15 protein-coding genes are annotated in these 12,697 nt (G+C 62.1%); 10 read left to right on the top strand and 5 right to left on the bottom strand.

What is annotated here, in order from left to right; translation table 11 throughout:
- The first annotated feature begins 1 nt into the window (after position 1).
- The 5 genes from BUC04_RS12525 to BUC04_RS12505 all read left to right on the top strand — a co-directional run bounded on the left by BUC04_RS12525 (position 2) and on the right by BUC04_RS12505 (position 2,173).
- Positions 2 to 874, top strand: coding sequence for a hypothetical protein (locus BUC04_RS12525; protein ID WP_067661185.1), 873 nt, complete (start codon positions 2 to 4; stop codon positions 872 to 874).
- 237 nt (positions 875 to 1,111) lie between these two features.
- On the top strand, positions 1,112 to 1,342 hold the full coding sequence (locus tag BUC04_RS12520) for a hypothetical protein (protein ID WP_067661187.1): 231 nt from the start codon (positions 1,112 to 1,114) through the stop codon (positions 1,340 to 1,342).
- Positions 1,343 to 1,358: 16 nt separating this feature from the next.
- On the top strand, positions 1,359 to 1,646 hold the full coding sequence (locus BUC04_RS12515; RefSeq protein ID WP_067661189.1) for a coiled-coil domain-containing protein: 288 nt from the start codon (positions 1,359 to 1,361) through the stop codon (positions 1,644 to 1,646).
- A 10-nt stretch (positions 1,647 to 1,656) separates the two neighbouring features.
- Positions 1,657 to 1,908, top strand: coding sequence for a coiled-coil domain-containing protein (locus tag BUC04_RS12510; RefSeq protein ID WP_067661191.1), 252 nt, complete (start codon positions 1,657 to 1,659; stop codon positions 1,906 to 1,908).
- 10 nt (positions 1,909 to 1,918) lie between these two features.
- On the top strand, positions 1,919 to 2,173 hold the full coding sequence (locus BUC04_RS12505; protein ID WP_067661193.1) for a hypothetical protein: 255 nt from the start codon (positions 1,919 to 1,921) through the stop codon (positions 2,171 to 2,173).
- 80 nt (positions 2,174 to 2,253) lie between these two features.
- On the opposite strand, the gene BUC04_RS12500 is transcribed toward BUC04_RS12505, so the two are convergent.
- Positions 2,254 to 2,922: a LysE family transporter gene (locus BUC04_RS12500; RefSeq protein WP_067661195.1), complete on the bottom strand. Its 669-nt coding sequence runs from the start codon at positions 2,920 to 2,922 to the stop codon at positions 2,254 to 2,256.
- 97 nt (positions 2,923 to 3,019) lie between these two features.
- Between BUC04_RS12500 and BUC04_RS12495 the strand changes: the two genes are divergently transcribed.
- The gene (locus BUC04_RS12495; protein WP_067661197.1) at positions 3,020 to 3,748 is read left to right on the top strand and encodes a hypothetical protein; all 729 of its coding nucleotides are present in this window, start codon (positions 3,020 to 3,022) and stop codon (positions 3,746 to 3,748) included.
- A gap of 83 nt (positions 3,749 to 3,831) precedes the next feature.
- Positions 3,832 to 4,452: a hypothetical protein gene (locus tag BUC04_RS12490; RefSeq protein WP_067661200.1), complete on the top strand. Its 621-nt coding sequence runs from the start codon at positions 3,832 to 3,834 to the stop codon at positions 4,450 to 4,452.
- Between the two features lie 98 nt (positions 4,453 to 4,550).
- Here the strand turns inward: BUC04_RS12490 and BUC04_RS12485 are convergent, their stop codons facing one another.
- From BUC04_RS12485 to BUC04_RS12470, 4 genes are all read right to left on the bottom strand, one after another.
- Positions 4,551 to 4,931 carry a DUF3622 domain-containing protein gene (locus BUC04_RS12485; RefSeq protein ID WP_067661202.1) on the bottom strand — a complete coding sequence of 127 codons (381 nt, stop codon included), beginning with the start codon at positions 4,929 to 4,931 and terminating at the stop codon, positions 4,551 to 4,553.
- A gap of 161 nt (positions 4,932 to 5,092) precedes the next feature.
- Positions 5,093 to 6,481, bottom strand: coding sequence for an NAD(P)(+) transhydrogenase (Re/Si-specific) subunit beta (locus BUC04_RS12480; RefSeq protein ID WP_067661204.1), 1,389 nt, complete (start codon positions 6,479 to 6,481; stop codon positions 5,093 to 5,095).
- A gap of 6 nt (positions 6,482 to 6,487) precedes the next feature.
- On the bottom strand, positions 6,488 to 6,763 hold the full coding sequence (locus BUC04_RS12475; protein WP_067661206.1) for an NAD(P) transhydrogenase subunit alpha part 2: 276 nt from the start codon (positions 6,761 to 6,763) through the stop codon (positions 6,488 to 6,490).
- Positions 6,763 to 7,974, bottom strand: coding sequence for a Re/Si-specific NAD(P)(+) transhydrogenase subunit alpha (locus BUC04_RS12470; protein ID WP_067661208.1), 1,212 nt, complete (start codon positions 7,972 to 7,974; stop codon positions 6,763 to 6,765). Before BUC04_RS12470 ends, BUC04_RS12475 begins: the two co-directional genes overlap by 1 nt.
- Before the next feature lie 280 nt (positions 7,975 to 8,254).
- Here BUC04_RS12470 and BUC04_RS12465 point away from each other — a divergent pair, with 280 nt between their 5' ends.
- From BUC04_RS12465 to BUC04_RS12455, 3 genes are read left to right on the top strand one after another with little or no spacing between them, the layout of a single operon-like run.
- The gene (locus BUC04_RS12465) at positions 8,255 to 10,027 is read left to right on the top strand and encodes an assimilatory sulfite reductase (NADPH) flavoprotein subunit (protein WP_067661210.1); all 1,773 of its coding nucleotides are present in this window, start codon (positions 8,255 to 8,257) and stop codon (positions 10,025 to 10,027) included.
- Positions 10,027 to 11,772: an assimilatory sulfite reductase (NADPH) hemoprotein subunit gene (gene cysI / locus BUC04_RS12460; protein WP_143165709.1), complete on the top strand. Its 1,746-nt coding sequence runs from the start codon at positions 10,027 to 10,029 to the stop codon at positions 11,770 to 11,772. Before BUC04_RS12465 ends, cysI begins: the two co-directional genes overlap by 1 nt.
- Positions 11,762 to 12,499, top strand: a complete 738-nt coding sequence (locus BUC04_RS12455) for a phosphoadenylyl-sulfate reductase (RefSeq protein WP_067661212.1) — start codon at positions 11,762 to 11,764, stop codon at positions 12,497 to 12,499. The genes cysI and BUC04_RS12455 overlap by 11 nt, the downstream gene beginning before the upstream one ends.
- Positions 12,500 to 12,697: the final 198 nt, after the last annotated feature.

Raw genomic sequence — 12,697 nt, 5'->3', positions numbered from 1 at the left:
GATGGGCGCAGGGAAGCGCTTACTGATACTGCTGCTGGCGGCCCTGGCGCTGCCAGCGGCCGCGGTGCCTTCGCACCAACTCTGCCGGCTTGATCAGCTGACGCTGTGCCGTCATGAACTGCCCAGCAACTGGCAACAGGTGCTGACCCAGTTGTGGCCCGGTGAGCTGGAGCAATCGGTGAGCCAGGCCCTGGCCGGGCAGGGGGGCGTGACCCTGCTGTCCGAACAGGATGCCCTGATCCTGCTTGACCCCCAAAGCCTGCAACGTCAGCACGTCATCCTGCTGGGCAACCAGCTGATTGAACGCCCCCCCCTGCGCAACTTCCGCTCCACCTATTATCACGAGATTGGCCACGTGGCGACGCGCCACTCCCCCTGGCTTGAGCAGCTCAGGCAGCCTTTATGGCCCCACCATTGGGCCGAGGAGGTGCTGGCGGATCTCTACCTGTTCTGGCACCTGCTTCGGGAAGGGGCCGAGGCGGAGGAACTGTGGATGCAGGTGCATCTACGCAACATCAGCCTGATCCAGGCCCGGCCGGACTGGACCCATTGGACCACCCCGGTCACCGCGCCGCTGCTGTGCGATTTTAAACGGTTGGAGTTTTTGGCCGAGCGACCGCTGGAACCCTTCCTGGATGCGGTGCTCAGCGGCAGCCAGGACTGGCCACTGTCCGCCTACCGACGCCTGGGCCAACGCCAGTTCGCCCTGACCCCCCCTTCCGTTGCCCAGCCTTACCTGGCCCAGCCCCATCGGGCTCACTGGGCAGCCTTGCTACAGCCCACTTTCCAGTGGATGGGCGTCGATCTTGAGCGCTACTACGGGCAGCAACATCTGCCGGTCGCCGCATCGGTCTGTTCCGTGATCAATGAGTGATTTTCACCACTTCTTCTGCGTCTGCATTTTTAAAACCTAATTAAAATCATCAACTTGTTTTTTGGTCTGGTTATTGCTTAACCGTTACCGCCCCCGGTAAGGTGATCCCCGGGGGTGACTTTGACTCGGGAGAGGGTGACGGCTCTCCAGCGCATGGCAGCGTGGTTGTCACTTGACTGTGGCGGCCACGAGGCCAAAGTTTCAGACGGGCCGAAAGGCAACAGAGAAGGAGGGAGGATGGCTTCCTGGGCGATAGTGGCCGTTGTGGCAGTGGTCATGGCGGGGGTAGTGCTGATGGTGCAGATAGGGCGTGGTGGTGCCAACAGCAAAGAGAAGGCGAGCTGGGAACAGCGCTTTGACGAATTGGAACAGAAAAACCAGGCGCTGCAGCACCGGGTGGAGATCCTTGAGCGGGTGATCACCGATCGGGGCTTCGAGCTGGATCAGTCGATCCGTAACCTGGGTTAGCCAAAGGAGAGGATTCATGAAAGAGCTATTGATTGTCGGCCTGTTGGCCATTGCGGTGGTCTTTATGGTGCTGGCCTGGCGCTCACCCACCCGCTTTCGCCAATGGTGCGCCGCCATGGGCATGTCTGACGGCCCATTGGATAAAGCGATCGAACAGGCGGTTAGTGCGGATCCGGAGCTTGAGAAGCGCATTGAGGCACTGGAGAGCGAGAATGAGGCGCTGAAATCCCGACTGGCGGCGCTGGAAACCATCGTAACCGACAGCGGATTCGAGCTGGATCAGCAGATCCGCAAACTGGGTTGAGGAGAGTAGCATGTCGTTTTGGACCTTTTTGGCCATTTTCTTTGGTGGGGCCTTCGCCCTGGATGCTTGGACCAGCCACAACAAGACCAAACAGAAACAAGCCGACGCCAGTGCCAGTGCCAGCGCCGTTAAGGATGTAGCGCAGGAGGTAGAGGCGTTAAAGCAAGACAACCAGGCGCTGCGTCAGCGGGTGGAAACCCTGGAGGCGATCGTCACCGATCGCGGTTTCGATGTGGCGGACGAGATCCGCAAGCTGGGCTAAGGGAGGAAAGATGGAACTGTTTCATGCCTATTGGTGGCTGATCTTCCCCATCGGCGGGATGGTGTTCGCTGGATTGATGGCGGGACTGGACTACCGCCACAAGGAGCGGATGGCTCAGCTCAAGGGCGGCACTGATCAGATGCAACAGCAGCTGGATAGCTTGACCGAGCAGAACCGTCAGCTGGCTGAGCGGGTGGCGGTGCTGGAGCGCCTGGCCACCGAAGAGAGCACCGCCCTCAATGCGGAGATCCGCAAGCTGGTATGAGGGTATGGGGGCTTGCCATGCCGTAGCTCGGCGTTATGGCAAGCCTCTAGCCCTGCACTAGGGCTGACTGCGCCGTTTATTCAAGCCCCCATCGACAGCAGGGCCGACAGCAGGATCCCGCCGCCGACCAATACGAACAACCCGCCACACAGGGCATCGATCAGTGGTGCCACCTTCATCACCCAGCGCTGCATCCGCTGGCCGGTCAGCAGCCAGGCCAACAGCGCAAAATACCCCAACGATAAACCCCACAGCAGTACAATGGCCGCCCCTTTGCCTGTAACGGACATGGTGGCGGGGATCAGGCTGGTGATCAGGCTGAGGAAAAACACCAGGGCCTTGGGGTTGAGCAGGTTGGTGGTGAAGCCCTTCAGCAGGGCTGCAGCCCAGTGGGTAAACTCCTCCGCCTTGGCAGCGCTGCGTTGCGCACCGGCATGCCAGCTCAGCCAGGCTCCCCGCAGTGCCCCATACCCCAAGTACAGCAGGTAGCTGCCGCCGGCTATCTGCAGTCCGGTTGCTAGGGCCGGGATCTGGCGGATCAGCAAACTGACCCCGGTGATCGCCAAGATGGCGTGCAGCAGGATAGCCAGAGAGATCCCCATGGCGATGGCCAGGCCGATGCGACGACCGTGGCGGCTGGCGTTTTGCACTACCAACGCAAAGTCCGGGCCGGGGCTGGCCAGGGCAACCAGGTGGATCAGCGCCAGGCTGGAGAGCAGTGACAGTTCATGGAGTGGAATGGGGCTCATGGTCAGGTTCTATGGTCTACGCTTAAAGTTTCGCGTCAAAAAACGTTGGAGTGCGCACCATACCATAGGATGTTGCTGTAGCTCGTGGGAGGTGCTTGTGAGTGTTATCTGTATTGACGTAAAAATCGAGCGGGCACGGCGTCTGCTCTGGCTTAGTTGGGCCGCGCTGTTGCTGCTGTCGGTGGGGGCCACCCTGGTGATGGTGTCGGAGCCCCATCGTCACTTCGTCCGCCTGGCCGAACTGTTCTACGTCGGCGGCGAGAACAACCTGCCCACCGCCTTCTCTTCCGGATTGCTGCTGTTTTCTGCCCTACTTTCCTTTCTGGCCCGCCAGGCAGCGAGTGCCCAGGACCGTCCCTACTGGTTGGGATTGACCCTGGGCATGGTATTGATGGCCATGGATGAAGCGCTGGAGTTTCATGAAAGCCTCAGCGGCCCGGTCCGAGCCTTGCTGGGATTAGAGACCTTTGGTCCGCTCTATTTTGCCTGGGTGCTGCCCGCCGCCCTGCTGGTGCTCGGCCTGGCCCTGGTGTTCTTTCGATTCTGGTGGCGGCTGCCGATGCCGCTGCGCCGTCAAACCCTGCTGGCGGGGGGGATCTACCTCGGTGGTGCCCTGGGCATCGAAGCCATGGGAGGCTGGTGGTTCGAGGCCACAACGTCGAAACAGGCCGGCTACCAGGTGTTGGTGCACCTGGAGGAGGGCGCAGAGATGGCGGGGTTGCTGCTCTATATCCAGGCGATGTTGGTGTACCTGGGCCGGGATCGCTGGGTGCTGCGCTTTCGCACTACCCCCAAGTTGGCCCTGCCACATTGGAGCCCCGGTTAACGAGCACCTGGCTCAGCATCGACTAACCTTAGAAAAAGCGCGATGGATGAGTCGCTTGGGATGAGATTGAGCTGGGAGGCAAGATGCAGGGACAGCACAAAGAGAAGGGATCGGAGCGCCGAAACATCGGCTATGGGGTCGCACTGGCGGTGGGGCTGATGGCGATCTGGTCGGGGCCTCTTGCGGCATCGCAGGGGAGCGAGGGCGTTGTTTCGGACCTGGTTGCCCGGATGGCCCTGTTGCTGCTGACTTTGCCATTGTTGCCCCAGCTAGGCCTGCTGGCCAAGCTGGAGCGACGCCAGGGCTATGGAGCTTACTGGCTGACCCTGCTGCTGACTGCGGCGCTGGTGATTGCCGTGGTGGCCTACCCACAAGGATGGCTGGCCACAGAGCTGGCCCCCGAGGGGCGCAGCTTGCTGGGTCAGGCCTGGCAGATCCCCCTGGCGATGCTGGCGATGGCGCTGTTGGTGGTGCTCTATGCCTGCTGGCAGCACCTGCCCCGCTCGGTCAATCGACTGGCGGTAGCGGCACTGCTGCTGTGGCTGGCGGGGCCATTACTGGCGCTGTTCGCCGCGCCCTGGGGCCAACCCTTGGCCCTGTCGCTGATGCTGTTGGCCAGTTGGAGCTTGCTGCGGGGGCTTTCCGCCGAGTTGGCGCAGCGCTCAGCCCAACTGCAGGCCCAGGCGCGGGCCGGCAATGGCTGATAGGTCTTGAGATAACCTGGCCCTAACAACCTAGCTCTAACAACAAAGGCCCCAACCGACATGCGGTTGGGGCCCGTGTTTTTCAGCGCTGCCGTGGGTTAGCGCTGGTTGTCGTCGTCGCCGTCGAAGCCGTCTTCGAAGCTCCAGTCGTCGCCGTCCTCGTCTTCTGAGTCTTCCTGCTCAGCCAGCTCGGCCAGGCGCTTAGCAGCGGCTTTCTGCTCCGCCTTCTCCGCCTGTTGGGCAGCCAGGGCCTCACGCTCCAGGCGACCCTTAGCCTTGCGCTCATTGCGCTCCGCCTGCTGAGACAGGAAGGCCTTCAGTTCATTCTCAGCCCAAGCCACGGCCTCCGCTTCGCTGGCAAATTTGCCCTGCTTCTTGGACACCACGGTACGTCGTGCAGTGACCTTACGGAGGATCGCGGCAGACCAGACGCCGCCCTTTTCATTTACGCGATAATCGTATTTTTTGCTTTGAGCCATGTTGGAATACTCAGTAATAAAGAGTGTGGGGACCGGCCCCAGAACAGGGGCGCAAAGTATACGCGAATGGCGCGAAATTACCCGCGCTTTTTGTCCTGTTGTCATGGAAGTGTGAGCACAAAAAAAGGCCGCCCCTTGGGCGGCCTTTGTGTTGGCTGTGTTTAGGCGGCTTCCGCTTCCTTCAGCGACGCGGTCAGATCGACGATCGCCTTCTTACCATCGCCAAACAGCATCAGAGCATTGTCTTTGGCAAACAGCGGGTTGGGCAGGCCAGCGAAGCCCGGGCTGAGGGAACGCTTGACCACCACCACGGTCTTGGCCTTGTCGACGTTGAGGATCGGCATGCCGTAGATGGGCGAGCCTTTGTCCTCACGGGCCATCGGGTTGGTCACGTCGTTGGCACCGATGACGATAGCCATATCCGCCTGCTCGAACTGCGGGTTGATCTCGTCCATCTCCACCAGCTGCTCGTAGGGCACCTCGGCCTCGGCCAGCAACACGTTCATGTGGCCAGGCATCCGACCGGCCACCGGGTGGATGGCGTATTTGACGTCGCAGCCACGGGCTTCCAGCACGGTGGCCAGTTCACGCACCGCGTGTTGAGCCTGGGCCATCGCCAGACCGTAGCCGGGCACGATGATCACCCGCTCGGCGGTTTCCAGCATCATGCCTACCTCGTCCGGGGAGGAGGCGGTCACCTTACCGGCGTAGATCTCATCGGCATCGATGGTTTCACCGCCTTCTGCCATCACACCGAACAACACGTTGGGCAGCGAACGGTTCATCGCCTTACACATGATCTGGGTCAGGATCAGGCCAGATGCGCCCACCAGCGAACCGGAGATGATCAGCACGGTATTGCCAGAGATGAAACCGGCGGTGGCCGCGGCAATCCCGGAGTAGGAGTTGAGCAGGGCAATCACCACCGGCATGTCGGCACCGCCGATGGGCAGCACCAGCACCAGGCCCAGCAGGACGGCGACCGCCACCAGGGCGTAGATGTAGCCGGTTTCGCCCGGGTTGGTGACGCTCAGCGCGATCAATGCCAGGCCCACCAGCACCAGGGCACCATTGAGCAGGGTGTTGCCGGGCACCGAGATCGGCTTGCCGGAGATCAGCTCCTGCAGCTTGGCAAAGGCGACGAAGGAGCCGGACAGAGTAACGGCACCGATCAGGATGGTGATGCCGATGGACAGATCCGCCACGATGCCGGCGCTGGCGACCGGGTCCCAGACGTTGGCCAGGGCCACGAACAGGGAGGCGCCACCACCGAAGCCGTTGAGCATCGCCACCATCTGCGGCATGGAGGTCATCTGTACGGTACGGGCCATAAAGGCACCGATGCCGCCACCGAGCACCAGACCGGCGATGATCCACTCGTAGGAGAGGATGTTCTGATCCAGCAGGGTGACCACCACGGCGATCAGCATACCGATGGAGGAGAGACGGTTACCCAGCACGGCGGTACGGGGCTTAGTCAGGTTCTTGATGCCGAGGATGAACAGGACGGCAGCAACGAGGTAGCTCAGGTAAATCACGGTTGAACTCATGGCAGCTTACTTCCTTTTAAACATCGCCAGCATGCGGTTGGTGACCATGTAGCCACCCACCACGTTGATGGAGGCCAGGGTCACGGCCACGAAACCCAGTACGTTAACCAGGATGCCGGCACCGGAGCCGGCGGCAAGCAGGGCGCCCACCAGGGTGATGCCGGAGATGGCATTGGAGGCGGACATCAGCGGTGTGTGCAGGGTGGGCGGCACCTTGGTGATCAGCTCCACCCCGAGAAACAGGGCCACCACGAAAACGGTGATCAGCAGTAACAGTTCCATCAGCTGGCTTCCTTATTGTCGGTGGACTCGGCGGTCGGTTGCTCTTCGGCGGGTGCCGGCGGCGTCAGCGGGTCCATACCCAGCAGTTCGCGCAGGCGGACGCTCACCACCTCACCGTTGTGGCTGACGGTGGTATCACGGATGATCTCGTCCTCGAAGTCCCAGCTCAGCTGGCCCTCCTGGTTCATCAGCATCAGCAGATTGGTGAGGTTGGTGCCGAACATCTGGCTGGCGTGGTTGGGCACGCTGGCGGCAAAGTTCTGCGGGCCGACGATGGTGACACCATGGTGTACCACGGCTTCACCGGCCACGGTCAGTTCGCAGTTACCGCCGGTTTCGGCGGCCAGGTCGATGATCACCGCGCCGGGCTTCATCTTCATCAGCTGCGCCTCGGTGATCAGCACCGGAGCCTTGCGACCGGGGATGGCCGCGGTGGTGATCACCACGTCCTGCTGGGCCAGCACGTCTGCCATCGCTGCCTGCTGGCGGGCGATGAAGTCGTCGCTTTGCTCCTTGGCGTAACCGCCTTTGGTCTCGGTGTTCTCCGCTTCGATGTTCAGCTCCACCGGGCGGGCACCCACCGACAGGATCTGCTCGCGAGCGGCGGGGCGAATGTCATAGGCCTCGACCACGCCACCCAGGCGCTTGGCGGTGGCACAGGCCTGCAGGCCGGCGACACCAACCCCCATGATGAAAACTCGGGCCGGTTTCAGGGTACCAGCGGCGGTCATCATCATCGGGAACATCTGATGGGAGTGGGTCGCCCCCAGCAGCGCGGCCTTGTAGCCGGCAATGGTGGCGTTACTGGAGAGCACATCCATGGACTGGGCCCGGGTGATGCGGGGCACCAGCTCTAGGGCGATGCCATTGATCTTGGCCTGCGCCAGCTTCTCGGCCACTTGAGGCCCGGCGAGGGGATCCATCATGGCCACCAGGGTCTGGCCTTCAGTCAATTGCGGCAGCAGCAGGTCCAGTTCGTCGCCACGGCCGTGGTGGGTCAGCACTACGTCGGCGTCCTTCAGCACCTCGGCACGGCTGCCGATCACGGCTCCGGCCTCGGTGTAGAGGGGATCATCGAAACCGGCATTTTCCCCGGCGCCTGCTTCAACGGCAATGGATAGGCCCGCTTTGGTCAACTTACTTACGTTGGCGGGGATGAGCGCGACCCGGGTTTCACCGGGGAACGTCTCTTTGATCACTGCGATCTTCACAGGTGGGACCTCCTTTTACTAATACGGATCGGGGGCCTGCTGGCAGGCTCCCACAGCGATACATCCTGGTATGGTGCAGCCTCGATGACGTTGGGGACAGCGGGACGCAACGATAGGGGCAATCTGTATTTTAATGTACTGTTTATTTGGCTCTTTTTTGAGCTAGAACTGAGGTTGCTTTATTACTTTTTGTTATAAAAACTGATGATCTAATCTTTTTTTACCATACCTAAACTGCCTACCCTGTGGCTACTTCATAAGGATCCGGGTAGGAACAAGCATGTTGTTAAAGGCATTGGAGGCGGGTGCAGGCCTGCTGGCGCCAGAGCAGATCAAGACCCTCAGAGCCCTCAGCGCGGAACTCAGCCCCATCCAGGCGGCCTGGGTCAGTGGCTATCTGGCCGCGGTCGCCAACCAGGGGCAGGCCCTGCCAGTGGCCGAATCTCAACCCAGCGCTGAGCCGCTGACCATCCTCTACGGCAGCCAGACCGGCACCGCCCGGGGTATCGCCAAGCAGCTGGCCAAGGACGCCGAGGCACAAGGGTTCGTGGTGAACCTGGTGTCGATGTCCGATTACAAGCCGAAGCAACTGAAAAGCGAACGGCAGTTGCTGGTGTTGGTCAGCACCCACGGCGAGGGCGATCCGCCGGACGATGCCGCGGCCCTGCACAAGTTCCTGCACTCCAATCGGGCCCCGAAACTGCCCGACCTCAAGTTCAGTGTACTGGCGCTGGGGGATTCCAGCTATGACCAGTTCTGCCAGACCGGCAAAGAGTTCGATCTGCGCCTGGCGGAGCTGGGTGCCACCCGGCTGGTGGACCGCATCGATTGTGACGTGGATTTCGAATCCGCTGCCAGCCAGTGGCGTCAGTCGGTGCTGGAGAAAGCGGATAAGGGCACTGGCTCCGGCCAGGTGGTGCCACTCAATCCCTCCCTGGTGTCTGCGGAGAGCGAGTATGACCGCAACGCCCCCTTTGCCGCGCCGCTGCTGCTTAGTCAGAAGATCACCGGACGCAACTCGATCAAGGACGTGCGCCACGTGGAGCTGGACCTGGCGGACTCCGGCCTGCGCTATCAACCCGGGGATGCCCTGGGGGTGTGGATGGACAATGACCCCGAGCTGGTGACCCAGCTGCTGGCGTTAACCGGCCTGGACGGCGACACCCCAGTGGCGGAGGAGACCCTTCGTGAGGCGCTGATCCGTCGCTATGAGCTGACCCTGCTGCACCCGGCGCTGGTGCAGGCCTGGGCCGAGTGGTCCGGCAGTGATGAGCTGACCAAGCTGGCCCGGGACGGTGAGACCCTGCGGCCGCTGATCCAATCCCACCAGTTGATTGATCTGGCCAGCCGCTATCCGGCCCAGCCCGATGCCGAGCAGCTGCTGTCGGTACTGCGCAAGCTGACCCCCCGTCTCTACTCCATCGCCTCCAGTCAGGCGGAGGTGGAGGAGGAGGTGCACCTGACCGTCGGGCTGGTGAGTGACCAGCGTGATGGCGAGGAGCGGCTGGGGATGGTCTCCGGTGCCTTCGCCCGGCGGCTGAGCGAGGGCGACAGTGTGCGGGTCTATGTCGAGTCCAACAACAACTTCCGCCTGCCGGACAACGACGACACCCCGATCATCATGGTCGGCCCCGGTACCGGCATCGCTCCGTTCCGGGCGTTCCTGCAGGAGCGGGATGCCCGGGGTGCCAGTGGCGATAACTGGCTGCTGTTTGGCAACCCCACCTTTACCGAAGATTTCCTCTACCAGGTGGAGTGGCAGGGCTACGCCAAAAGTGGCCTGCTCAGCCGCATCGACCTGGCCTTCTCCCGGGACCAGGCGGAGAAGATCTACGTCCAGGACCGGCTGCAAGAGCAGGGGGCTGAGGTCTACGCCTGGCTGGAGCGGGGCGCCCACTTCTATGTCTGTGGCGACATGCATCGGATGGCCAAGGACGTCGAAGCCACCCTGCTGACGATCCTGATCGAGCATGGCCAGATGACTGAACAGCAAGCAAACGAATACCTGGAGCGTCTGCGCGACACCAAGCGTTATCAGAAGGATGTGTACTGATGGAACAGCTGAATGAGAAATTGAAGGCGCTGCAGGTGGAAGGGCCACTGGCAGACAACGAGCGGATCAAGGGACAGAGCCGGGGCCTGCGGGGCACCATCGCCGAGGATCTTAAGGATGACCTGACCGGTGGCTTCAGCGCCGATAACTTCCAGCTGATCCGTTTCCATGGCATGTATCAGCAGGACGATCGGGATATTCGCCAGGAGCGCACCGAGCAGAAGCTGGAGCCACTGCACACCGTGATGCTGCGGGCCCGGATGCCCGGTGGGGTGATCAGCCCCACCCAGTGGCTGGCCATCGATGCCTTTGCCGGCGAGCACACCCACGCCGGCAGTATCCGCCTGACCACCCGTCAGACCTTCCAGTTCCACGGCGTGCTCAAGCGCGACATCAAGCTGATGCACCAGACCCTGAATCGCATCGGCATCGACTCCATAGCCACCGCCGGTGACGTTAATCGCAACGTGCTGTGCACCTCCAACCCGGAGCAGTCAGCGCTGCACAGCCAGGCCTACGCCTGGGCCGCCAAGATCTCCGAGCACCTGCTGCCCCGTACCCAGGCCTATGCCGAGATCTGGCTCGATGGCGAGAAGGTGGAGAGCACCCAGGACAGCGATATTGCACCGGAGGCGGAGCCGATCCTCGGGCCCACCTACCTGCCGCGCAAATTCAAGACCACGGTGGTGATCCCGCCGCAGAACGATGTGGACCTGCACGCCAACGATCTCAACTTCGTTGCCATCGCCGATGGGGACACCCTGGTGGGGTTCAATGTGCTGGTGGGCGGTGGCCTGGCCATGACCCACGGTGATCACAGCACCTACCCTCGCAAGGCGGACGAATTTGGCTTTGTGCCGCTGGATAAAACCCTGGAGGTGGCCGCCGCAGTGGTCACCACCCAGCGGGACCTGGGCAACCGGGTCAACCGAAAGAATGCCAAGACCAAGTACACCCTGGACCGGGTGGGGATCGAGGTGTTCAAGGCGGAGGTGGAGCGCCGTGCTGGCGTCGACTTTGAGCCGACCCGGCCTTATGAGCTGACTGAGCGGGGCGATGCCTTTGGCTGGACCGCCGGCATTGATGGCAAGCACAACCTCACCCTGTTTATTGAGAACGGTCGGATCCTGGATTATCCCGGCAAGCCACTGAAAAGCGGCATGGCGGCCATCGCCGAGGTTCACCAGGGCGAGTTTCGCATGACCGCCAACCAGAACCTGGTGATCGCCGGGGTGGCAGAGGCGGACAAGGCGCAGATCGAACAGCTGGCCCGGGATCACGGCCTGCTGGACGACGAGGTGAGCCTGCAGCGCAAGAGCGCCATGGCCTGTGTCTCGCTGCCTACCTGCCCGTTGGCGATGGCGGAGGCAGAGCGCTTCCTGCCGGACTACGTCACCCGGCTGGAGGGGGTGCTGGCCAAACATGGCCTGGCGGACGACGCCATTATCTTCCGGGTCACCGGCTGCCCCAATGGCTGCGGCCGCGCCATGCTGGCGGAGGTGGGGCTGGTGGGTAAGGGGCCGGGTCGCTACAACCTGCACCTGGGCGGTAACCGCAATGGCACCCGCATTCCCAAGATGTACCAGGAGAACCTGGATGAGGACCAGATCCTCGCGGTGCTGGATGAGCTGATTGGCCGCTGGGCCAAGCAGCGACAGCCCGGTGAAGGCTTTGGCGACTTTGTTGTCCGTACCGGGGTGATCGCGCCGGTAGAGGTGTCGAGGAGGGATTTTTATGCCCAGTAACAGTCTGACGGCGCTACTGAGTCAATCGGCGGCGCAAAGTGAAGCGGCGCTGGCGTCGCTGAACCGGGAGTTGGGGGGGCTGACCGCCCAGGAGCGGGTGGCCTGGGGGCTGGAGAATCTGCCGGGTCAGCATGCCCTCTCCTCCAGCTTCGGTGTGCAGGCGGCGGTGATGCTGAAGCTGGTGACCGAGCAGGCCCCCAAGATCCCGGTGATCCTCACCGACACCGGTTACCTGTTTGAGCAAACCTATCGCTTTATCGACGAGCTGAAAGAGCGGCTGGATCTGAACCTTAAGGTGTACCGCTCGACCCTGTCTCCGGCCTGGCAGGAGGCCCGCTTTGGCCGCCAGTGGGAGCAGGGCACAGACGGCATCGATCGCTACAACCGCCTCAACAAGGTGGAGCCGATGCAGCGTGCCCTGGAGGAGCTGGAGGTAGGCAGCTGGTTCGCCGGCTTGCGCCGTGAACAGGCCCAGAGTCGGGCAGAGCTGCCATTCTTGGCGGTACGCAGTGGGCGCTTCAAGCTGCTGCCGATCCTCGACTGGAGCAACAAGGACGTGCACTACTACTTGGAGGAGCACGACTTGCCCTATCACCCGCTGTGGCATGAGGGTTACGTGTCGGTGGGGGATATCCACACCTCCCGGCCGCTGGAGCTGGGCATGAGCGAGGAGGAGACCCGCTTCTTTGGCCTCAAGCGCGAGTGCGGCCTGCACTACGACATCTGAACCTCTGCGTGGGCCGCTCCCGGCCCACGTTATCTCTGGCCCTAGTGGTCATACCTTCCCTCCACAACTTTGCGACCTTGCTCCCAGATCTGCAGTCGTCGGTGACTTGGAAAAGATCGTCACTGACCGGGCTGTATGATATGCCGCCAATGTTGAGTGAAATCAGTCATTTTGCTCGATGAATCGGGTTTTTTGGGA

This window comes from Ferrimonas marina, from assembly GCF_900129905.1.
Lineage (GTDB): Bacteria > Pseudomonadota > Gammaproteobacteria > Enterobacterales > Shewanellaceae > Ferrimonas > Ferrimonas marina.
Note: the sequence above shows the minus strand (reverse complement) of the source record. Positions and strands in the feature narration are given on the sequence as shown.

What these genes read in the sequence shown, in the direction of transcription:
- BUC04_RS12520 (WP_067661187.1), top strand. Translation starts at nt 1,112, where the DNA reads ATGGCTTCCTGGGCGATAGTGGCCGTTGTGGCAGTGGTCATGGCGGGG.
- BUC04_RS12465 (WP_067661210.1), top strand. Translation starts at nt 8,255, where the DNA reads ATGTTGTTAAAGGCATTGGAGGCGGGTGCAGGCCTGCTGGCGCCAGAG.
- BUC04_RS12525 (WP_067661185.1), top strand. Translation starts at nt 2, where the DNA reads ATGGGCGCAGGGAAGCGCTTACTGATACTGCTGCTGGCGGCCCTGGCG.
- BUC04_RS12455 (WP_067661212.1), top strand. Translation starts at nt 11,762, where the DNA reads ATGCCCAGTAACAGTCTGACGGCGCTACTGAGTCAATCGGCGGCGCAA.
- BUC04_RS12515 (WP_067661189.1), top strand. Translation starts at nt 1,359, where the DNA reads ATGAAAGAGCTATTGATTGTCGGCCTGTTGGCCATTGCGGTGGTCTTT.
- cysI (WP_143165709.1), top strand. Translation starts at nt 10,027, where the DNA reads ATGGAACAGCTGAATGAGAAATTGAAGGCGCTGCAGGTGGAAGGGCCA.
- BUC04_RS12475 (WP_067661206.1), bottom strand. Translation starts at nt 6,763, where the DNA reads ATGGAACTGTTACTGCTGATCACCGTTTTCGTGGTGGCCCTGTTTCTC.
- BUC04_RS12480 (WP_067661204.1), bottom strand. Translation starts at nt 6,481, where the DNA reads ATGAGTTCAACCGTGATTTACCTGAGCTACCTCGTTGCTGCCGTCCTG.
- BUC04_RS12490 (WP_067661200.1), top strand. Translation starts at nt 3,832, where the DNA reads ATGCAGGGACAGCACAAAGAGAAGGGATCGGAGCGCCGAAACATCGGC.
- BUC04_RS12485 (WP_067661202.1), bottom strand. Translation starts at nt 4,931, where the DNA reads ATGGCTCAAAGCAAAAAATACGATTATCGCGTAAATGAAAAGGGCGGC.
- BUC04_RS12505 (WP_067661193.1), top strand. Translation starts at nt 1,919, where the DNA reads ATGGAACTGTTTCATGCCTATTGGTGGCTGATCTTCCCCATCGGCGGG.
- BUC04_RS12500 (WP_067661195.1), bottom strand. Translation starts at nt 2,922, where the DNA reads ATGAGCCCCATTCCACTCCATGAACTGTCACTGCTCTCCAGCCTGGCG.
- BUC04_RS12510 (WP_067661191.1), top strand. Translation starts at nt 1,657, where the DNA reads ATGTCGTTTTGGACCTTTTTGGCCATTTTCTTTGGTGGGGCCTTCGCC.